We start from the raw sequence: 25501 nt of genomic DNA, 5'->3' as shown, positions 1-25501 counted from the left end.
GGTTTTCAAGCTGTCGACCCAAGAGGCTGCCCGCTCACGCGCGCAGCCTCTTTTTCAAAACGGCTGCACGAATTTGTTTTTTCAGGCTATGCAGCGCACAAACTGCATATCCTTGGGTGGTGGCCTAGAGTTAGCGCAGACTCGGGGTGCTTCCCGTACATTTTTTAAGATGCCGCAGGAGAGATTCGCAATGGCTCAGCAGGGCAGTGGTTATCAAGCTCGCTATAAACGCATTCTACTCAAGCTCAGCGGCGAGGCCCTCATGGGGTCGGAAGAGTTCGGCATCGATCCTAAAGTGCTGGACCGCATGGCGCTGGAAGTGGGGCAACTGGTCGGAATCGGTGTTCAGGTCGGGCTGGTGATCGGTGGCGGCAACCTGTTTCGCGGTGCTGCACTCAGTGCTGCCGGCATGGACCGCGTCACCGGCGACCACATGGGAATGCTGGCGACGGTAATGAATGCCCTGGCGATGCGAGACGCGCTGGAACGGGCCAATATCTCGGCCATCGTGATGTCGGCAATTTCGATGGTGGGCGTCACCGATCACTATGACCGTCGCAAGGCCATGCGCCACCTCAGCAGCAAAGAAGTGGTGATCTTCGCGGCAGGTACCGGTAACCCCTTCTTCACCACGGACTCGGCTGCCTGCCTGCGCGCCATCGAAATCGATGCGGATGTCGTATTGAAGGCAACCAAGGTCGATGGTGTGTACACTGCCGATCCATTCAAGGACCCGCATGCCGAGAAGTTCGATCATCTGACTTACGATGAAGTGCTGGATCGCAAGCTGGGCGTGATGGATCTCACGGCCATCTGCCTGTGCCGTGACCACAAGATGCCGCTGCGTGTCTTTAACATGAACAAGCCCGGCGCCCTGCTGAACATCGTGCATGGCGGCGCGGAAGGAACTTTGATCGAGGAAGGCGAGCAATGATCAACGACATCAAGAAAGACGCCAAAGAGCGCATGCAGAAATCCGTGGACTCCCTGCACCACGCATTCGGCCAGATCCGTACCGGCAAGGCGCACCCGAGTGTGCTGGGCACGGTCATGGTTCCTTACTACGGTGCTGACACCCCCCTCACGGGCGTGGCTAACGTCACCGTGAAAGACTCGCGCACTCTCCAGGTCGTGCCATTCGAGCGCAATATGCTGGGGGCAGTCGACAAGGCGATCGCCAGTGCCGGGCTCAACCTGAACCCGACCAACCTGGGCGAACTGCTGCTGGTCAACATGCCACCGCTGACCGAAGAAACCCGCAAGGGCTTCACCAAGCAGGCGCGCAGCGCCGCCGAGGATGCTCGTGTTGCGGTGCGTAACATCCGTCGCGACGCGATGGGTGAGCTGAAGAAACTGGTCAAGGACAAGGCCATCAGCGAAGACGAAGAGCGTCGTGCCAGTGCCGACATCGACAAGTTGATCAAGGATTTCGAGGCTCAGATCACCAAGGCCACGGATGAAAAAGAAGCGGACCTGATGGCTGTTTAAGGGCCGAGAAGCTTTCATGGAAAAGACAAAGCTGGCTGTGCCGTCGGTGGTGCCGCGCCACGTCGCGATCATCATGGATGGGAACAATCGCTGGGCGAAGAAGCGCCTGTTGCCTGGAGTAGCAGGGCACAAGGCGGGCGTGGACGCTGTGCGGGCGGTCATCGAAGTGTGTGCCGAGGCCAAGGTCGAGGTGCTGACCCTGTTCGCGTTCTCCAGCGAAAACTGGCAGCGCCCCGCCGATGAGGTCGGGGCGTTGATGGAGCTGTTCTTCACGGCGCTGCGTCGCGAGACTCGTCGTCTGAACGAGAACGGCATCAGCCTGCGGATCATTGGCGACCGTTCACGCTTCCATCCGGAGCTGCAGGCCGCGATCCGGGAAGCCGAGGCAGCCACTGCTGCCAACAGTCGCTTCGTCTTGCAGATTGCTGCCAACTATGGCGGCCAGTGGGACATCGCCCAAGCGGCGCAGCGCCTCGCGCGTGAGGTGCAGGCCGGGCATCTTCGTCCGGACGACATCACGCCCGAGCTGTTGCAAACCTGCCTGGCCACCGGCGACCTGCCTTTGCCCGACCTCTGTATTCGTACGGGGGGCGAGCATCGCATCAGTAATTTCCTGCTATGGCAGCTCGCCTATGCCGAGCTGTATTTCTCCGACCTGTACTGGCCGGACTTCAAACACGACGCCATGCGCCATGCGCTGGCCGATTTCGCTTCACGCCAGCGTCGCTTTGGTAAAACCAGCGAGCAGGTCGAAGCTGGAGCCCGTGCTTAATGCTCAAACAACGAATCATTACAGCGTTGATCCTCGCGCCTTTGGCGCTGTGCGGCTTTTTCCTGCTGGAAGGCGGTTACTTCGCGCTGTTCATCGGCGTGGTGGTTGCGCTGGGGGCTTGGGAGTGGGCGCGTCTTGCGGGTTTTGAAAGCGCTCCCATTCGGGTCGGGTATGCCGCCGTGGTTGCGGTCCTGCTCTTTCTGCTCTATCTGTTGCCTGGCCTGGCCCTGGCCCCCTGGCTCCTGGTCGCAGCCCTGCTCTGGTGGCTGACGGCGACCTGGCTGGTCCTGACCTATCCGGAATCCAGTGACCATTGGTCCAGCGTGCTGTGCAAGCTGGTCATCGGCCTGTTGATTCTGCTTCCTGCGTGGCAGGGTCTGATCCTGCTCAAGCTTGCTCCCTCGGGTAACGGCTTGATTCTGGCGGTCATGGTGCTGGTCTGGGGCGCCGATATCGGTGCTTACTTTTCCGGGAAGGCGTTCGGCAAGCGGAAACTGGCGCCGAAAGTCAGCCCGGGCAAGAGCTGGGAAGGCCTCTATGGCGGCTTGGCGGCTTGCCTGCTGATTACCGCGGCAGTTGGTATCGGTCGTGGCTGGTCGGTCCCGGAAATCATCTTTGCCCTGCTGTGTGCTGCTATCGTGGTGCTGGTGTCGGTCGTGGGCGATCTCACCGAGAGCATGTTCAAACGCAAGGCGGGCGTAAAAGACAGCAGCAACCTGCTGCCTGGGCACGGCGGTGTGCTGGACCGTATCGACAGTCTGACGGCTGCGATTCCGGTTTTTGCGCTGCTGCTGTGGGCAGCCAAAGACTGGGGCTTCATGTGAGCCGCGCGCAACGCATTACGGTCCTCGGTGCCACTGGCTCCATTGGCCTGAGCACCCTCGACGTCATCGGTCGTCATCCTGAGCGTTACGAAGTCTTTGCACTGACCGGGTATTCGCGGCTGAACGAGTTGTTCGCCCTGTGCATCCGTCACGCCCCCCAATACGCGGTCGTACCCACCGCGCTTGCCGCGCGCCAGTTGCAGGACGACTTGCGCGCCGCGGGTCTGGGCACGCGTGTTCTGGTGGGGGAGGGCGGTCTCTGTGAAGTCTCCGCCGATCCTGAGGTCGATACGGTGCTGGCGGCCATTGTCGGCGCCGCTGGCCTGAGGCCGACCCTGGCTGCGGTCGAGGCGGGCAAGAAGGTTTTGCTGGCCAATAAAGAAGCCCTCGTGATGTCGGGTGCGCTGTTCATGCAGGCGGTGCATCGCAGCGCAACGGTGCTTTTGCCGCTGGACAGCGAGCACAACGCGATTTTTCAGTGTCTGCCGCGTGACTGCGCCAGCGGGCTCGACGCCCTGGGCGTGCGCAGGATTCTGCTGACCGCTTCCGGCGGGCCGTTCCGCGAGACGCCGCTTTCCGAGCTGGCACACGTCTCTCCGGAACAAGCCTGTGCTCATCCGAACTGGTCCATGGGGCGCAAGATTTCCGTGGACTCGGCCAGCATGATGAACAAGGGATTGGAGCTGATCGAAGCCTGCTGGCTGTTCGATTGCGCGCCCGCCCGGATCGAAGTTGTGGTTCACCCTCAGAGCGTCATCCACTCGATGGTCGATTACGTGGACGGGTCGGTATTGGCCCAATTGGGCAACCCTGACATGCGCACCCCCATCGCCCACGCACTGGCCTGGCCTGAGCGCATCGAGTCGGGTGTCGCGCCACTGGATCTGTTCAGCATCGCGCGGCTGGATTTCCAGGCGCCGGACGAAGTGCGCTTCCCTTGCTTGCGTCTTGCGCGGCAAGCTGCGGACGCTGGTGGCAGTGCGCCGGCGGTGTTGAACGCGGTCAACGAAGTTGCCGTGGCCGCGTTTCTGGATCGGCGCATCCGTTTTCCGGAAATCGCGAGTATGATCGACGAAGTCTTGAACGCGGAGCCGACCATTGCAGTGGGCGAGCTTGAGACAGTGTTCGAAGTCGACGCCAGGGCGCGGGTTCTGGCTGAGCAGTGGCTCCAGGCGAAATGATCGATAAGCATGGCGTGTTACACGATACAGGTGTGTCGGCGAGGACGGCCAGTCGGATGACGGTTGCCTGCAACGCCGGAACGCTACCCGGAGAATTGCGATGAGCGCTCTATATATGGTTGTCGGCACCCTGATTGCACTGGGTGTCCTGGTTACCTTTCACGAATTCGGCCATTTTTGGGTGGCGCGGCGTTGCGGTGTCAAAGTGCTGCGTTTCTCGGTCGGTTTTGGCATGCCGCTGCTGCGCTGGCATGATCGCAAGGGCACCGAATATGTCGTGGCTGCGATCCCGTTGGGCGGCTACGTGAAGATGCTCGATGAGCGCGAAGGCGAGGTGCCCGCTCATCTGCTCGATCAGGCATTCAACCGCAAGACGGTTTATCAGCGTATCGCGATCGTCATCGCCGGGCCGGTGGCGAACTTTCTGCTGGCCATCGCATTTTTCTGGGTGCTCGCGATGCTGGGCAGTCAGCAGGTGCGGCCGGTGATCGGTGGTGTGGAAGCAGGCAGCATCGCACAGAAGGCTGGCTTGGTTGCGGGTCAGGAAATCGTTTCCATTGATGGCGAATCCACCACAGGATGGTCTTCGGTCAACCTGCAATTGGTCCGCCGTCTGGGCGAGACCGGCAGCATTGCCCTGAAGGTTCGTGATCCAGGTTCTGATGTCGACCTGCCACGTACCCTGGCCCTGGATAACTGGCTCAAAGGTGCCGACGAACCCGACCCGATCCGCTCACTGGGTATTCGCCCATGGCGTCCAGCCCTGGCACCTGTTCTGGCAGAGCTCGATCCGAAAGGCCCGGCGCAGGCAGCGGGCTTGAAGACCGGTGATCGTTTGCTGGCATTGAACGGGCAGGCGGTCAGCGAGTGGCAGGAGGTGGTCGATTGGGTTCGCCTGCGCCCTGACACCAAGGTCGATGTCAGCGTTGGGCGCGACGGTGCGACCCTCGACATTCCTGTCACACTGTCGGTCAGAGGCGAAGGCAAGGCGGCGACGGGGTATCTGGGCGCCGGCGTGAAAGCGGTCGACTGGCCGCCGGAAATGCTGCGTGAAGTCAGCTATGGGCCGGTCGCCGCGATCGCGGAGGGGGCTCGGCGGACCTGGACGATGAGTGTGCTGACCCTCGATTCACTCAAGAAAATGCTGTTCGGCGAGCTCTCGGTAAAAAACTTGAGTGGACCGATAACCATTGCTAAAGTGGCGGGCGCTTCGGCCCAGTCAGGTGTTGGTGACTTCTTGAATTTCCTTGCTTATCTGAGCATAAGCCTGGGGGTTCTCAATTTGCTGCCCATTCCAGTGTTGGACGGGGGGCACTTGCTGTTTTATCTGATCGAGTGGGCGCGTGGTCGTCCGCTGTCGGAAAAGGTTCAGGGGTGGGGTGTTCAGATCGGTGTGAGTCTGGTGGTCGGAGTCATGTTGCTCGCGCTGGTAAACGATCTGGGACGCCTGTAGAAGCTACGCCGAATTGTGAATCTGCCGCATTTTGCGGCAGTTTGTTTATTGCCAGTTGGAATAAGAAAGGACTTCATGAAACGTCTGCTGCTAACTGCGGTTCTTGCCGTACTGATGATCGCCGAAGTTCACGCCGAGTCCTTCACTATCTCCGATATCCGTGTCAACGGGCTGCAGCGGGTCTCCGCAGGCAGTGTCTTTGGTGCGCTGCCGTTGAACGTGGGCGAACAGGCCGATGACGCTCGTCTGGTCGAAGCCACGCGCGCCTTGTTCAAAACCGGTTTCTTCCAGGACATCCAGTTGGGCCGCGATGGCAACGTGCTGGTCATTACCGTCGTGGAGCGGCCGTCGGTCGCGAGCATCGAGATCGAAGGCAACAAGGCGATCACCACTGAAGACCTGATGAAGGGCCTCAAGCAGTCCGGTCTGGCCGAGGGCGAAATCTTCCAGCGCGCAACCCTCGAGGGCGTGCGCAACGAACTGCAACGTCAGTACGTCGCTCAGGGCCGCTATTCGGCAGAAGTTGCCACCGAAGTCGTTCCCCAGCCTCGCAACCGCGTTGGCCTGAAGATCAACATCAACGAAGGCGCCGTGGCCGCCATCCAGCACATCAACGTGGTCGGCAACTCGGTTTTCAAAGAAGAAGACCTGACCGACCTGTTCGAGCTGAAGACCACCAACTGGCTCTCTTTCTTCAAGAACGACGACAAATATGCCCGGGAGAAGCTGTCCGGCGACCTCGAGCGTCTGCGTTCCTACTACCTTGACCGCGGCTATATCAACATGGATATCGCCTCGACTCAGGTCTCGATTACCCCCGACAAGAAAAGCGTGTACATCACCGTCAACATTCATGAAGGCGAGAAGTACACCGTCAAGTCGGTCAAGCTGAGTGGCGACTTGAAGGTCCCTGAAGATCAGGTCAAATCGCTGTTGCTGGTCAAGCCTGGCCAGGTGTTCTCGCGCAAGGTCATGACCACCACCTCCGAGCTGATCACGCGCCGTCTGGGTAACGAAGGCTACACATTCGCCAACGTCAACGGCGTCCCCACGCCGAACGATGAAGACCATACCGTTGACATCCTGTTTGCGGTCGACCCAGGCAAACGTGCCTATGTGAACCGCATCAACTTCCGTGGCAATACCAAAACCGCGGACGAGGTGCTGCGCCGCGAGATGCGTCAGATGGAAGGCGGCTGGGCTTCGACTTACCTGATCGACCAATCCAAGACCCGCCTCGACCGTCTGGGCTTCTTCAAGGAAGTCAACGTCGAGACGCCGGCGGTGCCAGGCACTGACGATCAGGTGGACGTGAACTATGCGGTCGAAGAGCAGGCTTCCGGGTCGATCACCGCCAGCGTCGGTTTCGCCCAGAGTGCCGGTCTGATCCTGGGTGGTTCGATCAGCCAGAACAACTTCCTGGGTACCGGTAACAAGGTCAGCATCGGTCTGACCAAAAGTGAATACCAGACCCGTTACAACTTCAGCTACGTCAACCCTTACTTCACTCCGGACGGTGTGAGCCTGGGTTACAGCGCGTTCTATCGCAAGACCAACTATGACGACCTCGATGTCGACATCGCCAGCTACTCGGTGGACAGCATCGGTGGCGGCATCAACATGGGTTACCCGATCAGCGAGACCGCGCGCCTGAACTTCGGTCTGTCCGTGCAGAAGGACGAAATCAACACCGGTCGCTACACCGTTGACGAGATCTTCGACTTCCTCGAGAAGGAAGGCGACAGCTTCACGAACTTCAAGGCATCGGTTGGCTGGTCCGAGTCGACGTTGAACAAGGGGACTCTGCCGACCCGTGGCCATTCCCAGAGCCTGAGCCTGGAAACCACGATTCCTGGCAGCGACCTGTCGTTCTACAAGATCGACTACCGCGGTCAGTTGTTCCACCCGATCACCACCAACACCACACTGCGTCTGCACTCGGAGCTGGGGTACGGTGACGGCTTCGGCTCGACGTCGGGGCTGCCGTTCTACGAGAACTACTACGCAGGTGGTTTCAACTCGGTACGTGGCTTCAAGGACAGCACTCTGGGGCCGCGCAGTACCCCTAGCCGTGGTGCTGGCACGCCGGGTGGCAAGCCGGGCACTGACCGCGACCCGGATCAGGATCCGCTGCCGTTCGGCGGTAACGTGTTGATCACCGGCGGTGCCGAAATCCTGTTCCCATTGCCGTTCATCAAGGATCAGCGTTCGCTGCGTACCTCGTTGTTCTGGGACGTGGGTAATGTCTTCAGTACCAACTGCGGCGGCACCAAGACTACTGTCGACGGTGAAAAAGTCGAATGTAACGGTCCAGACCTCTCGGGCCTCGCTAGCTCCGTCGGTGTTGGCGTAACGTGGGTCACCGCGCTCGGTCCGCTGAGCTTCGCCTTGGCGATGCCGGTCAAGAAACCGGACGACAACACCGAAACCCAGGTCTTCCAATTCTCTCTCGGTCAGACCTTCTAAGGGTCTGATCACTGTCACGACAACGGATTCTGTAGGAGTTACAACGTGCGTAAGTTGACCCAATTGGCATTGCTGGCAACGGTCCTGGTGGCAGGCCCGGCATTCGCTGACATGAAAATCGCCGTTCTGAACTATCAGATGGCACTGCTGGAATCGGATGCCGCCAAGAAGTATGCCGTTGATGCAGAGAAAAAATTCGGCCCGCAACTGACCAAGCTCAAGGCATTGGAAAGCAGCGCGAAAGGCATTCAGGATCGTCTGGTCGCAGGTGGCGACAAGATGGCTCAGCCTGAGCGCGAGAAGCTGGAGTTGGACTTCAAACAGAAAGCTCGCGATTTCCAGTTCCAGTCCAAGGAACTCAACGAAGCCAAGGCCGTTGCTGACCGTGACATGCTCAAGCAATTGAAGCCCAAGCTGGATCAAGCCGTAGAGGAAGTCATCAAGAAGGGCGGCTATGACCTGGTGTTCGAGCGCGGTGCCGTGATTGACGTCAAGCCACAGTACGACGTCACTCGCCAGGTCATCGAGCGCATGAACCAGTTGAAGTGATTTCATGACCGCGACTACCACCCTCGGCGCGTTGGCCGAGTTCCTGGGGGCCACGTTGCGTGGCCCTGCAGACAAGCAAATCATCGGCCTTGCCACCTTGCAGGAGGCGGGCGCTGGGCAGGTCAGTTTCCTGGCCAACCCTCAATACCGTAAATTCCTCGCCACGACCCAGGCCGCTGCCGTGCTGCTCAAGCCCGCTGATGCCGAAGGCTATGACGGCGACGCGTTGCTGATCGACGATCCTTATCTGGCGTACGCGCGTATTTCCCATCTGTTCGATCCGAAGCCGAAGGCCCCAGCGGGTATCCACCCGACTGCGATCATGGCACCCGATGCGGTCGTCGATCCGAGCGCCAGTGTCGGCCCTTACGTGGTCATCGAAAGCGGTGCAAGGATTGGCGCAGGCGTGACGGTGGGTGCGCATAGCTACGTCGGTGCCCGCAGCGTCATCGGCGACGGCGGTTGGCTGGCGCCTCGCGTCACCCTTTACCATGATGTCCGTATCGGCCAGCGGGTCGTGATTCAGTCGGGTGCGGTTCTGGGTGGCGAGGGCTTCGGCTTCGCCAACGAGAAGGGCGTCTGGCAAAAGATCGCGCAGATTGGCGGCGTGACAATCGGCGATGACGTCGAAATTGGGGTGAACACGGCAATCGATCGCGGCGCCATGGACGACACGCGCATCGGTAATGGCGTGAAGCTGGATAATCAGATTCAAATCGCCCACAACGTGCAGGTGGGAGATCACACGGCGATGGCGGCCTGTGTCGGCATTTCCGGGAGTACTCGCATCGGCAAGCATTGCATGCTCGCAGGGGGCGTAGGGCTGGTAGGGCATATCGATATTTGCGACGGCGTTTTCATCACGGGCATGACCATGGTGACCCATTCCATCACCGAGCCAGGTGCCTATTCGTCCGGGACGGCCATGCAGCCCGCCGCAGAATGGCGTAAAAGTGCGGCGCGTATTCGCAAGCTCGACGGCATGTCGCGTCGGTTGCAGCAGCTGGAAAAGATTGTCGAGGCCGTGACCTCGGGCGGTAAAGCGTCATCTGATAGCTGATATTTTTTTCTTATCAAGCGTGTACAGCCGATAAACTGCCTCCTTGATTTGCTAGAGGAGTGCTGCGCGTTCGTTGCGCACTCCCATCCTTGACTACAGGCTTCCTCTCGAAATGATGGACATCAACGAAATCCGCGAATATCTGCCCCACCGTTACCCGTTCCTGCTCGTGGACCGTGTGGTGGCGCTGGATATTGAGAACAAGAGCATTCGTGCCTATAAGAATGTCAGCATCAACGAGCCGTTCTTCAATGGGCACTTCCCGGCCCATCCGATCATGCCCGGCGTGCTGATCATCGAAGCGATGGCCCAGGCTGCCGGTATCCTCGGCTTCAAGATGCTTGACGTGAAGCCTGCCGATGGCACTCTGTATTACTTCGTGGGCTCCGACAAGTTGCGCTTCCGTCAGCCGGTGCTGCCAGGTGACCAGTTGATCCTGGAAGCCAAGTTCATCAGTTGCAAGCGCCAGATCTGGAAGTTCGAATGTCAGGCATCAGTGGATGGCAAGCCGGTATGCTCCGCTGAAATCATCTGTGCGGAACGCAAGCTATGAGTTTGATTGACCCTCGCGCGATCATCGATCCGACAGCCATTCTGGCTGACGATGTCGAGGTCGGCCCGTGGTCGATCGTCGGACCTGGTGTGGAAATCGGCGAGGGTACGGTGATTGGTCCGCATGTGATCCTGCGTGGGCCGACCAGAATTGGCAAACACAACCACATATACCAGTTTTCTTCGGTAGGCGAAGACACGCCCGATTTGAAATACAAAGGTGAAGCGACGCGCCTGGTGATTGGCGATCACAACGTGATCCGCGAAGGCGTGACGATACACCGCGGAACCATTCAGGACCGTGCCGAGACCACCATTGGCGATCACAACCTGATCATGGCGTACGCCCACATCGGGCACGACAGCGTCATCGGCAATCACTGCATCCTGGTCAACAACACGGCGCTGGCCGGTCACGTTCATGTGGCTGACTGGGCGATCCTGTCCGGCTTCACCCTGGTCCATCAGTACTGCCATATCGGCGCTCACAGCTTTTCAGGCATGGGCACCGCCATCGGCAAAGACGTTCCGGCCTTCGTCACCGTCTTTGGCAACCCGGCCGAAGCGCGCAGCATGAACTTCGAGGGCATGCGCCGTCGCGGTTTTTCCGAGGACTCGATACACGCCCTGCGCCGCGCGTACAAAACGGTTTACCGTCAGGGTCTCACCGTCGAGCAGGCCATCGTCGAGTTGGCCGAACCGGCTGCCCAATTTCCGGAGGTCGCGCTGTTCCTGGACTCCATCCAAAACTCGACGCGCGGCATCACCCGTTAACCATGGCGGCTTTGCGTATTGCGCTGGTCGCCGGGGAAGCTTCCGGCGACATTCTGGGTTCAGGGCTGATGCGCGCGATCAAGGCTCGTCATCCTGATGCGCAATTTATTGGCATAGGCGGTCCGCTCATGGAAGCGGAGGGCATGCAGTCCTACTTTCCCATGGAGCGCCTGTCGGTCATGGGGTTGGTTGAGGTACTCGGCCGGCTGAAGGAGCTGTTGGCGCGCCGTAAATGGCTGATCCAGACGCTGATTGGCGAGAAGCCCGACGTTTTCATCGGCATCGATGCGCCCGACTTCACCCTTACCATCGAATTGAAGCTGCGCCAGGCCGGGATCAAGACCGTTCATTACGTAAGCCCCTCGGTGTGGGCATGGCGGCAAAAGCGGGTGCTCAAGATTCGCGAAGGCTGCGACCTGATGCTGACGCTGCTGCCGTTCGAGGCGCGTTTCTATGAAGAAAAAGGGGTGCCGGTGCGTTTCGTCGGGCACCCGCTGGCAGACACCATTCCCCTCGATGCCGATCGCCAGGCTGCGCGCGCCGAGCTGGGCCTGAGCGACGGCCCCGTGGTTGCATTGATGCCCGGCAGCCGCGGCGGCGAAGTGGGCCGTCTGGGGGCACTGTTCTTCGATGCGGCGCAGCGCCTGCTGGCCGAGCGCCCAAACTTGCGTTTCGTGTTGCCCTGCGCAAGCCCGCAACGTCGCGCCCAGATCGAACAGCTCCTCGTAGGGCGTGACTTGCCGCTCACGCTGCTCGACGGTCGTTCCCACCTGGCGTTGGCGGCCTGCGATGCCGTTCTCATCGCGTCAGGCACGGCCACCCTCGAGGCGCTGCTGTACAAGCGCCCGATGGTGGTGGCCTATCGTCTGGCGCCGCTGACGTACTGGATTCTCAAACGCATGGTAAAAAGCCCTTACGTGTCGCTGCCGAACCTGTTGGCGCAGCGTTTGCTGGTTCCAGAGCTTCTGCAGGACGCGGCGACGCCCGATGCGCTGGCGCAAACGCTGCTGCCGCTGCTCGACAACGGTGCTGCGCAGACGGCGGGCTTCGATGCCATTCACCGGACCTTGCGTCGCGACGCATCCAATCAGGCTGCTGAGGCGGTGCTGAGCCTGATTGGCGCAGGGCCTTCACGATGAGTGCCAAATCAATGCAAATGGGTCTGGATTTCAACCTGGTCGAGGATCTGGTCGCCGGTGTCGACGAAGTGGGCCGTGGCCCGCTCTGCGGCGCGGTGGTGACCGCTGCGGTCATCCTGGATCCGAAGCGTCCTATTCAAGGGCTGAACGACTCGAAAAAGCTCACCGAAGCCAAACGAGAAAAGCTGTTCGACGAAATCTGCGAAAAAGCCCTGTGCTGGCATATCGCACGGGCGGAAGTCGAGGAAATCGACGAACTCAATATCCTGCATGCGACGATGCTGGCCATGAAACGCGCAGTAGAAGGGCTGATCATCACGCCGAAGCTTGCGCTGATCGATGGCAACCGTTGTCCGCAGTTGTCGATCCCTTGCGCCCCGGTCATCCAGGGCGATGCTCAGGTGCCCGCCATCGCGGCGGCGTCGATTCTCGCGAAGGTCAGCCGGGACCGGGAAATGGCGGCCATGGAACTGACCTACCCTGGCTACGGGATTGGCGGGCACAAGGGGTATCCCACCCCCGTGCATCTCGAGGCCTTGGCGCGCCTGGGCCCGACGCCCATCCATCGTCGCTCGTTCGCGCCGGTGCGGGCGGCGCATGAAGCGCGGGACATGATGCTTGCTTCACTCAATAGCGTGGCAAATCCGTTGTGGGAGTAGACCTGCGCGTGCGGATGTCATGCCCCATGATCACGAACTGGCCGGCCCTCGCATGCCTCCATGAGCGACTTCGTGGCCACAGGCGCTTCGTCATCCGCGTCCATGAGAACTGCCCAACTTCGCTGCCAGGCCGGTACAATCCGGCCTTTGCTTTCAGTGCGTCATAGGATCACCCATGTCGGCTTCTTTCGTTCATCTGCGCATGCACACCGAATATTCGCTGGTCGATGGCCTGGTCAGGGTCAAGCCACTGGTAAAGGCGCTGACCGGCCTGAACATGCCTGCCGTGGCAGTGACCGATCAGAACAACCTGTGCTCATTGGTCAAGTTCTACAAGGCCGCAATGGGGGCGGGCATCAAGCCGATCTGTGGCGCCGATATCTGGCTGGCGGGGCGTACCAAGGACGCGCCGCTCAGTCGCATGAGCCTGTTGGTGATGAACCCCAAAGGCTACCTGAACCTGACAGAGCTCATTTCCCGGGGCTTCATGGAAGGTCAGCGCAATGGTTTGGTGGTCATCGAGCGCGAATGGGTGGTCGAGGCCAATGAAGGGCTGATCGCCCTGTCCGCCGCCAAAGAAGGTGAGATCGGCATGGCCCTGCTGGGCGCGAATCCGACGGAGGCCGACGAGTTGCTCAAGGAGTGGTTGTCGGTGTTCGGCGATCGCTTTTACATCGAGGTTCAGCGCACCCATCGCGTCAACGATGAAGAGCACCTGCACGCCGCCGTCGCCCTGGCTGATCGCCATGGGGTACCGTTGGTGGCTACCAACGACGTGCGGTTCATCAAGCAGGAAGATTTCGAAGCCCACGAAACGCGCGTCTGCATCGGTGAGGGGCGGGCGCTGGACGACCCGCGCCGCTCGAAAAATTACAGCGATCAGCAATACCTCAAAAGCGCCGAGGAAATGGTCGAGCTGTTCAGCGACCTGCCCGATGCCGTGCAGAACACGGTTGAAATCGCCAAGCGTTGCAACATCGATGTCCGGCTCGGCAAACACTTTCTGCCCAACTTCCCGATTCCCGATGGGCTTACCATCGACGAATATTTCCGCAAGGTGTCCTTCGAGGGCCTAGAAGAGCGTCTGGCGGTGCTGTGGCCGAAAGAGACCACGCCCGACTACGAGGCCAAGCGCCAGGTGTATGTCGACCGGCTGAATTTCGAGCTGGATATCATCATCCAGATGGGGTTCCCGGGTTACTTCCTGATCGTGATGGACTTCATTCAGTGGGCGAAGAACAACGGCGTACCCGTCGGGCCGGGTCGGGGGTCAGGCGCCGGGTCGCTGGTAGCCTACGTGCAGAAGATCACGGACCTGGACCCATTGGCCTATGACCTGCTCTTCGAACGTTTCCTCAACCCTGAACGGGTTTCCATGCCGGACTTCGACGTCGACTTCTGCATGGACGGCCGCGACCGTGTAATCGAGTATGTGGCGGACAAGTATGGCCGCAACGCGGTCAGCCAGATCATCACCTTCGGTTCGATGGCGGCCAAGGCCGTGGTCCGTGACGTGGCGCGGGCGCAGGGTAAGTCATTCGGTCTGGCTGATCGTCTGTCGAAGATGATCCCGTTCGAAGTCGGCATGACGCTGGAAAAAGCCTACGAGCAGGAAGAGATCCTTCGTGATTTCCTCAAGACCGATGAGGAAGGCGCTGAAATCTGGGAAATGGCGCGCAAGCTCGAGGGCGTCGTGCGTAACGTGGGCAAGCATGCCGGGGGCGTGGTGATCGCGCCGACGAAGCTGACCGACTTCGCCGCCATCTACTGCGACGAGGAAGGCAGTGGCCTGGTAACCCAGTACGACAAAGACGACGTCGAGGCTGCCGGCCTGGTGAAGTTCGACTTTCTCGGCCTGAGGACGTTGACGATCATCGACTGGGCGATGAAAACCATCAACCGCGACCGCGCCAAGGCGGGTGAAGAGCCGTTGGACATCGCGTTCATCCCGCTGGATGACGCGCCGACCTACGATTTGCTGCAAAAGGCCGAAACCACGGCCGTGTTCCAGCTCGAATCGCGAGGCATGAAAGAGCTGATCAAAAAGCTCAAGCCCGACTGCCTGGAAGACCTCATTGCGCTGGTGGCCCTGTTCCGTCCGGGCCCGCTGCAGTCCGGGATGGTGGACGACTTCATCAACCGCAAGCACGGGCGAGCCGAGCTGGCCTACCCGCACCCGGATTACCAGTACGAAGGCCTGCGGCCCGTGCTTGCGCCGACCTACGGCATCATTCTGTATCAGGAACAGGTGATGCAGATCGCCCAGGTCATGGCCGGGTACACCCTGGGCGGTGCGGACATGCTGCGGCGGGCAATGGGTAAGAAAAAGCCCGAGGAAATGGCCAAGCAACGCGGGGGCTTCATCGAGGGATGCGCCAATAACGGCATCGATCCCGATCTGGCGGGTAACATTTTCGACCTGGTAGAGAAATTCGCCGGTTACGGCTTCAACAAATCCCACTCCGCCGCCTACGGTCTGGTGTCGTACCAGACGGCATGGTTGAAAAAACATTACCCCGCGCCATTCATGGCGGCGGTGTTGTCTGCGGACATGCACAACACCGACAAGGTCGTGACCCTGATCGAAGAAGTGCGCACCATGAAACTGCGCCTCGATGCGCCAGACGTGAACACCTCCGAATTCAAGTTCACAGTGAACGAGGAGGGTCGCATCGTGTACGGTCTCGGCGCGATCAAGGGCGTCGGCGAAGGCCCAGTGGAAGCGATCACCGAAGCGCGTCAGGCAGGTCCCTTCAAGGATCTCTTCGATTTCTGTGAGCGCATCGACCTCAAGCGGGTCAACAAACGGACCCTGGGCGGGCTGATCAGCAGCGGTGCGCTCGACCGCCTGGGCCCGTTCTTCTCCGACGAGCCCAAGCAGTATCACGCCAACATCGACCGCAACCGTGGCGTCCTGCTCGCCGCTCTCGAAGAAGCGATCCAGGCTGCAGAACAAACCGCTCGCAGCCATGACAGCGGGCACGCCGACCTGTTTGGCGGCCTGTTCGATGCAGCCGACGCTGACGTTTATGCGAACCATCGCAACGCCCGAGAGGTCACTCTCAAGGAGCGCTTGCGCGGTGAGAAGGAGACGCTGGGCCTGTACCTGACCGGGCACCCGATCGACGAATACGAAGGCGAGATACGTCGGTTTGCCCGTCAGCGCATTGTGGACCTCAAGCCTGCCCGCGATACCCAGACCGTCGCCGGGCTGATCATTGCGTTGCGGGTCATGAAAAACAAGAAGGGCGACAAGATGGGCTTTATCACCCTGGACGATCGGTCCGGGCGCATTGAGGCCTCTCTGTTCGCCGAAGCGTTCCAGGCGGCCCAGTCGTTGTTGCAGACCGACGCGATGGTGGTCGTGGAAGGCGAGGTCAGTTCGGACGACTTCTCCGGCGGATTGCGCTTGCGCGCCAAGCGCGTCATGAGCCTGGAAGAGGCCCGGACCGGGCTGGCCGAAAGTTTACGCCTGACCGTGCGTAGCGAGGCGCTCAAGGGCGATCGTCTACGCTGGCTGGGTGACCTGTGCAGGAAGCACCGGGGCGCGTGCCCGATCACGCTCGATTACACCGGACAGGATGCCAGAGCGCTGCTGCAGTTTGGCGAAGCGTGGCGGATCGATCCCGCAGACAGCCTGATCCAGGCCCTGCGTGACCAGTTCGGACGAGAGAACGTCTTCCTGCAGTATCGTTGAAAGCCAACTGACGAATTTATTAAAACTCGACCGCAAGGCGCCCGCTCCTTTAAGGTAGGGCGCTTACGGATCAACCGGCCGGCCTCTTGGCCGTCGACCCAAGACGGATGCCTATGAACCCGAATTTTCTGGATTTCGAACAGCCGATCGCTGACCTGCAAGCCAAGATTGAAGAGCTGCGCCTGGTAGGCAATGACAACTCGCTGAACATCAGCGACGAAATCTCTCGACTGCAAGATAAGAGCAAAACGCTCACCGAAAGCATTTTCGGCAACCTGACCAGCTGGCAGATCGCGCGCATGGCGCGTCACCCGCGTCGTCCGTACACGCTGGATTACATCCAACATATTTTCACCGAGTTCGACGAGCTGCACGGTGATCGTCACTTCTCCGACGACGCCGCCATCGTTGGCGGGATCGCGCGGCTCGACGGCCAGCCGGTAATGGTGATTGGTCATCAGAAAGGCCGCGAAGTGCGCGAGAAGGTACGCCGTAACTTCGGCATGCCGCGCCCTGAAGGCTATCGCAAGGCCTGTCGCCTGATGGAGATGGCCGAACGGTTCAAGATGCCGATCGTCACCTTCATCGACACGCCGGGGGCCTACCCAGGCATCGACGCCGAAGAGCGTAACCAGAGCGAGGCGATTGCCTGGAACCTGCGCGTCATGGCTCGCCTGAAGACTCCAATCATCGCCACGGTCATTGGCGAAGGCGGTTCCGGCGGTGCACTGGCCATCGGCGTCTGCGACCAACTGAACATGCTGCAATATTCCACCTATGCGGTGATCTCACCGGAAGGTTGCGCATCGATCCTATGGAAAACTGCCGAGAAAGCTCCGGATGCTGCCGAAGCGATGGGCATCACGGCCGAACGGCTGAAGGGCCTGGGCATCGTCGACAAGGTGATCGACGAACCGTTGGGTGGCGCGCACCGCGATCCAGCCGCAGCGTCGGCATCGATTCGCGAAGCCTTGAGCAGTCAGTTGGCCTCGCTCAAAAAGCTCAATCACGATGAACTGCTGGCGCGTCGTTATGAGCGCCTGATGAGTTACGGCGTCTAACCGGAGCCAACTCCCGAAGTCCGGTGAGCCAGCGCGGGGTCTACCAGCATGAGCAAGCCGGACCGCTTCAAGACAGAACTCCACCAGCGACTGCTGTCGCGCCTTGCGCCATGGCGTGACGCAGCCGCTTGGCGCATCGCCTTCTCGGGGGGGCTGGACTCCACCGTTCTGCTTCATCTGCTGGCTGAGCTTTCCCGCCATCAGCGCCTTCCCCCGTTGACCGCCATTCATGTCCATCACGGTCTGCAGGCTGTGGCTGCGTCGTGGCCGGGGCACTGCCGTCAGGTGTGTCAGATTCTGGGTGTGCCGTTGCAAGTCGTCGACGTTCAGGTCGAGTCGGGCGCCAGTCTGGAACAGGCTGCGCGGGATGCCCGGTATGCAGCCTTCGACGCTACGTTGCAAAGGGGGGAGGTGCTGCTCACGGCCCAGCACCGAGACGATCAGGCTGAAACCTTGATGTTCCGTCTGCTGAGGGGCGCCGGGGTCCGTGGTCTGGCGGCCATGCCGGCGCAGCGCAGGTTGGGCCATGGCCATCTTTTCCGTCCGTTGCTGGACGAATCGCGAGCGTTGCTCGAACGCTATGCTCGCGAGGAAGGGCTGAGTTGGATCGAAGACCCTAGCAACAAGGACAGCCGTTTTTCTCGCAACTATTTACGCAACCATGCCATGCCCATGCTGACCGCGCGCTGGCCGCAGGCAATCGCCAGCATGGCGCGCAGCGCAGCGCATCTGGCAGAGGCGCAAGGGTTGCTGGACGAGCTGGCGGTTCAAGACCTGTCGCTGGCGCAGACTCCTTGCGCCTGGCCCTGGCTCGAATTGCCCTCGCTGGAATTGGCGCCGCTGGAAGTCTTGTCGCCCGCGCGCCAACGCAATGCGTTGCGCCACTGGCTTGCCCCCCTGACGCGCCTGCCGGACAGCGATCACTGGGCTGGCTGGGATGCACTGCGCGATGCGGGTCCTGACGGTCGTCCGATCTGGCGGCTGGGGAACGGGCAATTGCATCGTGCCGAAGGTCGCATCTGGTGGCTATCAGGTATCTGGCTGAAAGACGTTGCGGGCTCGCAGCACTGGTCAACGGCGTCTCAACCGCTGCACCTGCCGGGCAACGGAATGCTGCAGATTCTGGGCGAAGTCCCCCGAGGCGGGCTTCATGTTCACTACCGCCAGGGCGGCGAAGTGCTCGACGTGCCGGATCGGGGGCGGCGCGACCTCAAGCGTTTGCTCAATGAAAAGCGGGTGCCGGTGTTTCTGCGCGGCCGATTGCCGCTGCTCTATCGCGGTGAACAATTGCTGGCGGTGGCCAATCTTCCCGGACTCGACGCGGACCCCCGTGGCGACTGGCGATTGCATTGGCTGCCACCGACGAATGACCACAGTTTGAGATGAGAGGCCGTTTCCGGTAGACTACGCTCCCTTCTTGATACAGCTTATGTCGGCCCTTTCGGAACGACATGAGTTGCCGATTACCAGCCAGTCTTTACTGGGCGATTCTCAAATGTGGCGAGCAATGGACAGGTCCGGATCCGGCCAGTCGCTTTCAATGCAGCAGTTTCAGGAATGCACGGTGAAACACGCAGGTCATCGGGGGCTTCGGCCTTCCTTCGCTTTCCCCGGCGGCTCTGACCGCTTTAACGCAGACTTCTAGGGTTTTTCATGACGCGCTACATCTTCGTCACGGGCGGTGTTGTTTCTTCATTGGGGAAAGGCATTGCCTCGGCTTCATTGGCGGCCATCCTGGAGGCGAGGGGACTTAAGGTCACCATGCTCAAGCTGGACCCCTACATCAACGTCGACCCGGGCACCATGAGCCCGTTCCAGCACGGTGAAGTGTTCGTTACCCACGACGGCGCCGAGACCGACCTGGACTTGGGGCACTACGAGCGTTTCATCCGTACCACCATGACCCAGAACAACAACTTCACCACCGGCCGCGTGTACGAACACGTGCTGCGCAAAGAGCGCCGTGGTGATTATCTGGGCGCGACCATTCAGGTGATTCCGCACATCACCGACGAAATCAAGCGTCGCATCATCAAGGGCGCTGGCGATGCGGACGTCGCCCTGGTCGAGATCGGCGGGACCGTCGGCGACATCGAGTCGCAACCGTTCCTGGAGGCCATTCGCCAACTGCGCGTTGAGGTCGGTTCCAAGCGCGCCATGCTGATGCACCTGACACTGGTGCCTTACATCGCCACCGCGGGCGAGACCAAGACCAAGCCGACTCAGCACTCGGTCAAGGAACTGCGCTCCATCGGCCTGCAGCCTGATGTCCTCATCTGTCGTTCCGATCATCCGGTGGATGTGTCGTCTCGTCGCAAGATCGCGCTGTTCACCAACGTTGAAGAACGCGCCGTGATTTCGCTGGAAGACGTCGACACCATCTACAAGATCCCGGCCGTGCTGCACGCGCAGGGCCTGGACGATTTCGTCGTCGAGCGTTTTGGCCTGCAATGTGGCGGTGCCGACCTGTCCGAATGGGAAAAGGTAGTGGACGCCAAGCTCAACCCTGAGCACGAAGTCACGATTGCCATGGTCGGCAAGTACATGGAGCTGCTGGACGCCTACAAGTCGCTGATCGAAGCGATGAGCCACGCGGGCATCACCAACCGGACCAAGGTCAACCTGCGTTATATCGACTCCGAAGACATCGAGAATCAGGGCACCGGCTTGCTGGAAGGCGTCGATGCGATTCTGGTGCCGGGTGGCTTCGGTCTGCGCGGCGTCGAGGGCAAGATCACCGCCGTTCAATACGCCCGTGAAAACAAGGTCCCTTATCTGGGCATCTGCCTGGGCATGCAAGTGGCAGTCATCGAATTCGCTCGTAACGTCGTCGGCTGGAAAGACGCCAACTCCACCGAGTTCGAGCGCAACAGTGCGCACCCGGTGGTCGGTCTGATCACCGAGTGGGCGGACGCCACCGGCGCCGTCGAAACCCGTACCGAAAGTTCCGATCTGGGTGGCACCATGCGTCTCGGCGCACAGGAATGCCAGTTGGAGCCGGGCTCTCTGGTGCACGATTGCTACGGCAATGACACCATCGTCGAGCGTCATCGTCACCGTTACGAGGTGAACAACAACCTGCTGCCGCAACTGGTGGAGGCTGGCCTGAAAGTGTCCGGTCGCTCCGGTGATGGGGCGTTGGTCGAAGTGGTCGAGTCGCTGGACCATCCATGGTTCGTGGCGTGCCAGTTCCACCCGGAGTTCACTTCCACTCCTCGTGACGGTCACCCGCTGTTCAGTGGCTTCGTCAAGGCCGCGCTCGCCCAACACCAGAAGACTGCCTGATAGGGAACTCATTACATGGCACAGAAAATCATCCGCGTCGGCTCTGGCGACAAGGGCATCGAAATCGCCAACGACAAGCCGATGGTCCTGTTCGGGGGGATGAATGTCCTCGAGTCGCGGGACATGGCCATGCAGGTCTGCGAAGAATACGTGCGAGTGACCGAGAAACTGGGCATTCCCTACGTGTTCAAAGCCAGCTTCGATAAGGCCAATCGCTCCTCGGTGACGTCCTACCGTGGCCCGGGGCTGGAAGCCGGCATGCGCATCTTCGAAGAGATCAAAAGCACCTTCGGCGTACCGGTGATCACCGACGTGCACGAGCCTCATCAGGCTGCCGTTGTGGCAGAGGTCTGCGACATCATCCAGCTCCCAGCCTTCCTCTCGCGTCAGACTGACCTGGTGGTGGCGATGGCGAAGACCGGTGCGGTGATCAACATCAAGAAAGCCCAGTTCCTCGCCCCCCAGGAGATGAAGCACATCCTGGCCAAGTGCGAAGAAGCCGGGAATGACCAGTTGATCCTCTGCGAGCGGGGTTCGAGCTTTGGTTATAACAACCTGGTGGTCGACATGCTGGGCTTCGGCATCATGAAGGCCTTCGAATACCCCGTCTTCTTCGATGTGACCCACGCGCTGCAAATGCCCGGTGGTCGCGCGGATTCGGCCGGTGGCCGTCGTGCACAGGTGACCGATCTGGCCAAGGCCGGCATCAGCCAGGGCCTGGCGGGCTTGTTCCTCGAGGCGCATCCGGATCCGGACAACGCCAAGTGTGATGGCCCTTGCGCGTTGCGTTTGAACAAGCTGGAGCCGTTCCTGACCCAGCTCAAGGCGCTCGATGATCTGGTCAAGGCCTTCCCGGTGATTGAAACGGCTTAAAACCTGCTTTTACGGCAGTCTCGCCTCGGGTAGAGTGCCGCTCGCTTCATTCCCGACCAACGGGTCGGGAAATTCTGTCATCCCGGGCCTGCCCGTTGTCTAGTGCCCGGGGCGACAGGCGTTTTTTCCCAGCTGCGTCGTTTTCGTCAATCTTGGAGTGTTAACAACAATGGCAAAAATCGTCGACATCAAAGGTCGTGAAGTTCTCGACTCCCGTGGCAATCCCACCGTGGAAGCAGATGTGCTCCTCGACAACGGCATCATCGGCAGTGCCTGCGCGCCGTCCGGTGCTTCCACCGGCTCGCGTGAAGCGCTTGAGCTGCGTGATGGCGACAAGAGCCGTTACCTGGGCAAGGGCGTACTGAAAGCTGTGGGCAACATCAATGGCCCGATCCGCGACCTGCTGTTGGGCAAGGACCCCGTTGATCAGAAGGCGCTGGACCGCGCGATGATCGAGTTGGACGGTACCGACAACAAGGCCAAGCTGGGGGCGAATGCGATCCTCGCCGTGTCGCTGGCTGCCGCCAAGGCCGCTGCACAGGACCAGGACCTGCCGCTTTATGCGCACATCGCCAACCTCAATGGCACGCCGGGTGTCTACTCGATGCCGGTTCCGATGATGAACATCATCAACGGTGGCGAGCACGCCGACAACAACGTCGACATCCAGGAATTCATGGTTCAGCCGGTGGGCGCCAAAACGTTCGCTGATGGCCTGCGCATGGGCACCGAAATTTTCCATCACCTCAAAGCGGTGCTGAAGGCCAAGGGGCTGAACACGGCGGTGGGTGACGAAGGCGGTTTCGCTCCGAACCTGGCCTCCAATGCCGACGCGCTGGCAGCCATCGCAGAAGCGGTCGGGAAAGCCGGCTACACGTTGGGCACCGACGTGACCCTGGCACTGGATTGCGCGGCGAGCGAGTTCTACAAGGACGGCAAGTACGACCTGGCCGGCGAGGGCAAAGTCTTTGACGCCGCCGGTTTCGCAGACTACCTGGCTGACCTGACCAAGCAATACCCGATCATTTCCATCGAAGACGGTCTGGACGAGTCCGACTGGGCGGGCTGGAAAATCCTGACCGACAAGATCGGCGACAAGGTACAACTGGTCGGTGACGACCTGTTCGTGACTAACACCAAGATCCTGAAAGAGGGCATCGACAAGAAGATCGCCAACTCGATCCTGATCAAGTTCAACCAGATCGGCACCCTGACCGAGACGTTGGAAGCCATTCAGATGGCCAAGGCGGCGGGTTACACGGCGGTGATCTCGCACCGATCCGGCGAAACCGAAGATTCGACCATCGCCGATCTCGCCGTTGGCACCTCGGCCGGCCAGATCAAGACCGGTTCGCTGTGCCGTTCCGACCGCGTTTCCAAGTACAACCAACTGCTGCGGATCGAAGAGCAATTGGCAGGCAAAGCCAAATACAATGGTCGCGCCGAGTTTCGCGGCTGATTGCAAGATGGTAAAAAGGCAGCAGGCGCTGTAGGGCTCTTCTCTTAAGTGAGGGTTTCCTCGGCGTTCTGATCCATGAGCCCGGTGACCACCGGGCTCTTGGGTATTTGAAATGGTCGGTTTTGCTGTCGTTCTCCACCAGGTAACAGATATTCACCATGCGCAGTCCCAACTGGTTGTTCCTCGTTCTGCTCTTGCTGCTTGCGGGCCTGCAATATCGCCTGTGGGTGGGTAATGGCAGTCTTGCTCAGGTGGCCAGTCTGACCCAGCAAATCGCCGATCAGCACGCCGAGAACGAAGCGCTCCTGGAGCGTAATCGGGTGCTCGACGCGGAGGTCCTGGAATTGAAAAAGGGGCTGGAGACCGTGGAAGAGCGAGCTCGCCACGAACTGGGCATGGTCAAGGACGGCGAGACTCTCTATCAGTTGGCACAGTGACGTTCGCCTAAAATGACCCATTCTATTCCTGCCTTCTGGGCAGTGATTCCCGCGGCGGGCGTTGGCGCACGCATGGCGGCAGACCGTCCCAAGCAGTACCTGAAGCTGGGCGGCCTCACCATTCTGGAACACAGCCTGCTTTGCTTTCTCGACCACCCCGGGCTCAAGGGCCTGGTGATCAGCCTGGCTGTGGACGACCCCTATTGGCCCACGTTGCCTTGCGCGTTGGATTCGCGCATTCAGCGTGTCGACGGTGGCAAAGAGCGTGCGGATTCAGTACTCAATGCGCTGCTGCACCTGCATGCCAATGGCGCCGATGACAATGATTGGGTGCTGGTGCACGATGCTGCACGCCCTAATCTCGCACGTTCCGATCTGGATCACCTGCTCGGCGAATTGGCGCACGACCCGGTCGGCGGACTGCTTGCGGTTCCCGCCAAAGACACCCTCAAGCGCGCCGACGGCAATGGACGAGTAAGCGAGACGGTCGACCGCAGTCTCATCTGGCAGGCATACACGCCGCAGATGTTCAGGCTGGGCGCGTTGCATCGGGCGTTGGCCGATAGCCTGGTGTCGAACGTCTCTGTTACCGACGAAGCATCGGCAATAGAGTGGTCGGGGCAAGCGCCGCGCCTGATCGAGGGGCGGGCGGACAACATCAAGGTCACACGTCCGGAAGACCTCGAATGGCTGCGCCAACGGCGGGGCGAATTCAACCGTTGATCTGCTTCTGCCCGAAGGGCGTAGGAGCGGCGCTTGACCGCGATCTGCCGGGAGCCAGCAGCAAAACAGATACCTCCATTGTGTCAGGCGACGCGTTCGACGGAGTGACTGCCGCTGCGCGGCGAACCGAGGGCAAGCGCGCTCCTACAATGGCTGATGATATTCAGGGCGCGAGGCCAACCCCGTCTTCAGGTAATCCACCAGCTTTCTGACTTTGGGCGACAGATGCCGCTGCTGCGGGTACAGCGCCCAGACCGCCGTATTGGGAGGCTGGTGAGCATCCAGCAGAGAAATCAGCGCGCCAGTGTTCAGGTGTTCCAACACGTAATAATCCGGTAGCTGACACAGCCCCATGCCCTGCAACGCGGCATCCAGCACGGCCTGCCCGCTGTTGCATCGCCAATTCCCGTGCACCCGCTGGGAAAACTCCTTGCCGTTTTGTTGCAGCAACCAGCTGTCTGAACTGCCAATCAGGCAATTGTGCCGATTCAGTTCCGAAAGGCTATGAGGGCGACCATAGCGCGCTACATAAGAAGGTGAGGCGCACAGGTACATGCGTCGAGGCGCAAGCCGGGTCGCCACCAATCGCGACTCCTGGAGGCGGCCGAGACGAATGGCCAGGTCCATCCCTTCATGCAGCAGATCCAGCGTGTTATTCGTCAATTCGATGTCGACACGCAGTTGCGGATACTCCTCCATAAACCGCGTCACCAAAGGGGCAATGAAGCGTTCGCCGTACGCGACTGCGCAGGTCATGCGCAGCAGCCCCTTGGGCTCGCTGGTCAGATCGCCCACCGCGCGCAGCGCTTCCTCGCGGCCGTCCTGCAACCGCTGACAATGGTGCAGAAACGTCTGCCCGGCTTCTGTCAGCGCGACCTTGCGGGTGCTGCGATAGAGGAGTCGCGTTTGCAGTCTTTCTTCCAAACGGGCGATCTGCCGACTGATGTGCGAGGATGAAACGCCTAAACGTTCCGCCGCCGCGGTGAATTGTCCGCACTCAGCCACGGCAACGAATTCATCCAGGCCGTCCCAGCGATTGGTGTACATTG

General features: G+C 60.4%; 22 protein-coding genes. 21 read left to right on the top strand and 1 reads right to left on the bottom strand.

Going from position 1 to position 25501, the window contains the following annotated elements:
• Nucleotides 1-190: 190 nt before the first annotated feature.
• The 21 genes from pyrH (at nt 191) to ispD (ending at nt 24452) form a co-directional block, all read left to right on the top strand.
• Nucleotides 191-934: a UMP kinase gene (gene pyrH, locus DBP26_RS01115; protein ID WP_108235763.1), complete on the top strand. Its 744-nt coding sequence runs from the start codon at nt 191-193 to the stop codon at nt 932-934.
• Nucleotides 931-1488, top strand: coding sequence for a ribosome recycling factor (frr, locus tag DBP26_RS01110; RefSeq protein ID WP_108235762.1), 558 nt, complete (start codon nt 931-933; stop codon nt 1486-1488). Before pyrH ends, frr begins: the two co-directional genes overlap by 4 nt.
• A 16-nt stretch (nt 1489-1504) precedes the next feature.
• Nucleotides 1505-2260, top strand: a complete 756-nt coding sequence (gene uppS / locus DBP26_RS01105; protein ID WP_108235761.1) for a polyprenyl diphosphate synthase — start codon at nt 1505-1507, stop codon at nt 2258-2260.
• Nucleotides 2260-3084, top strand: a complete 825-nt coding sequence (locus DBP26_RS01100) for a phosphatidate cytidylyltransferase (protein WP_108235760.1) — start codon at nt 2260-2262, stop codon at nt 3082-3084. Before uppS ends, DBP26_RS01100 begins: the two co-directional genes overlap by 1 nt.
• Complete coding sequence (gene ispC / locus DBP26_RS01095) at nt 3081-4265, top strand: 1-deoxy-D-xylulose-5-phosphate reductoisomerase (RefSeq protein ID WP_108235759.1); 1185 nt, start codon at nt 3081-3083, stop codon at nt 4263-4265. Before DBP26_RS01100 ends, ispC begins: the two co-directional genes overlap by 4 nt.
• Before the next feature lie 100 nt (nt 4266-4365).
• A complete protein-coding gene (rseP, locus tag DBP26_RS01090) occupies nt 4366-5718 on the top strand; it encodes a sigma E protease regulator RseP (RefSeq protein ID WP_108235758.1) in 1353 nt (450 codons plus the stop codon).
• Nucleotides 5719-5793: 75 nt separating this feature from the next.
• Nucleotides 5794-8184: an outer membrane protein assembly factor BamA gene (gene bamA / locus DBP26_RS01085; protein WP_108235757.1), complete on the top strand. Its 2391-nt coding sequence runs from the start codon at nt 5794-5796 to the stop codon at nt 8182-8184.
• Nucleotides 8185-8229: 45 nt separating this feature from the next.
• On the top strand, nt 8230-8733 hold the full coding sequence (locus DBP26_RS01080) for an OmpH family outer membrane protein (protein WP_108235756.1): 504 nt from the start codon (nt 8230-8232) through the stop codon (nt 8731-8733).
• Between the two features lie 4 nt (nt 8734-8737).
• Nucleotides 8738-9793: a UDP-3-O-(3-hydroxymyristoyl)glucosamine N-acyltransferase gene (gene lpxD, locus DBP26_RS01075; protein ID WP_108235755.1), complete on the top strand. Its 1056-nt coding sequence runs from the start codon at nt 8738-8740 to the stop codon at nt 9791-9793.
• Nucleotides 9794-9905: 112 nt separating this feature from the next.
• Nucleotides 9906-10346: a 3-hydroxyacyl-ACP dehydratase FabZ gene (gene fabZ / locus DBP26_RS01070; protein WP_108235754.1), complete on the top strand. Its 441-nt coding sequence runs from the start codon at nt 9906-9908 to the stop codon at nt 10344-10346.
• Nucleotides 10343-11119 carry an acyl-ACP--UDP-N-acetylglucosamine O-acyltransferase gene (gene lpxA / locus DBP26_RS01065; protein WP_108235753.1) on the top strand — a complete coding sequence of 259 codons (777 nt, stop codon included), beginning with the start codon at nt 10343-10345 and terminating at the stop codon, nt 11117-11119. The genes fabZ and lpxA overlap by 4 nt, the downstream gene beginning before the upstream one ends.
• Nucleotides 11120-11121: 2 nt before the next feature.
• Complete coding sequence (gene lpxB, locus DBP26_RS01060; RefSeq protein WP_108235752.1) at nt 11122-12258, top strand: lipid-A-disaccharide synthase; 1137 nt, start codon at nt 11122-11124, stop codon at nt 12256-12258.
• 11 nt (nt 12259-12269) lie between these two features.
• Complete coding sequence (gene rnhB, locus DBP26_RS01055; RefSeq protein WP_108235751.1) at nt 12270-12917, top strand: ribonuclease HII; 648 nt, start codon at nt 12270-12272, stop codon at nt 12915-12917.
• A gap of 175 nt (nt 12918-13092) precedes the next feature.
• Entirely contained in the window at nt 13093-16614 is a 3522-nt protein-coding gene (gene dnaE, locus DBP26_RS01050; RefSeq protein ID WP_108235750.1) for a DNA polymerase III subunit alpha, read from the top strand.
• 113 nt (nt 16615-16727) lie between these two features.
• Nucleotides 16728-17675 (top strand): acetyl-CoA carboxylase carboxyltransferase subunit alpha, encoded by a 948-nt coding sequence (locus tag DBP26_RS01045; RefSeq protein ID WP_108235749.1) that lies wholly within the window; start codon nt 16728-16730, stop codon nt 17673-17675.
• Nucleotides 17676-17723: 48 nt separating this feature from the next.
• Entirely contained in the window at nt 17724-19061 is a 1338-nt protein-coding gene (tilS, locus tag DBP26_RS01040) for a tRNA lysidine(34) synthetase TilS (RefSeq protein WP_108235748.1), read from the top strand.
• 267 nt (nt 19062-19328) lie between these two features.
• Nucleotides 19329-20960, top strand: a complete 1632-nt coding sequence (locus tag DBP26_RS01035) for a CTP synthase (RefSeq protein ID WP_108235747.1) — start codon at nt 19329-19331, stop codon at nt 20958-20960.
• 15 nt (nt 20961-20975) lie between these two features.
• On the top strand, nt 20976-21833 hold the full coding sequence (kdsA, locus tag DBP26_RS01030; protein WP_108235746.1) for a 3-deoxy-8-phosphooctulonate synthase: 858 nt from the start codon (nt 20976-20978) through the stop codon (nt 21831-21833).
• A gap of 169 nt (nt 21834-22002) precedes the next feature.
• Nucleotides 22003-23292, top strand: coding sequence for a phosphopyruvate hydratase (gene eno / locus DBP26_RS01025; RefSeq protein ID WP_108235745.1), 1290 nt, complete (start codon nt 22003-22005; stop codon nt 23290-23292).
• A 158-nt stretch (nt 23293-23450) separates the two neighbouring features.
• The gene (gene ftsB, locus DBP26_RS01020) at nt 23451-23729 is read left to right on the top strand and encodes a cell division protein FtsB (RefSeq protein WP_108235744.1); all 279 of its coding nucleotides are present in this window, start codon (nt 23451-23453) and stop codon (nt 23727-23729) included.
• Between the two features lie 12 nt (nt 23730-23741).
• Nucleotides 23742-24452, top strand: coding sequence for a 2-C-methyl-D-erythritol 4-phosphate cytidylyltransferase (gene ispD, locus DBP26_RS01015; protein WP_108235743.1), 711 nt, complete (start codon nt 23742-23744; stop codon nt 24450-24452).
• Nucleotides 24453-24596: 144 nt separating this feature from the next.
• Here the strand turns inward: ispD and DBP26_RS01010 are convergent, their stop codons facing one another.
• The gene (locus DBP26_RS01010) at nt 24597-25499 is read right to left on the bottom strand and encodes a LysR substrate-binding domain-containing protein (protein ID WP_108235742.1); all 903 of its coding nucleotides are present in this window, start codon (nt 25497-25499) and stop codon (nt 24597-24599) included.
• Nucleotides 25500-25501 lie beyond the last annotated feature (2 nt).

The organism is Pseudomonas sp. RIT409 (assembly GCF_003052515.2).
Lineage (GTDB): Bacteria > Pseudomonadota > Gammaproteobacteria > Pseudomonadales > Pseudomonadaceae > Aquipseudomonas.
This window is presented reverse-complemented; position numbering and strand designations above follow the sequence as displayed.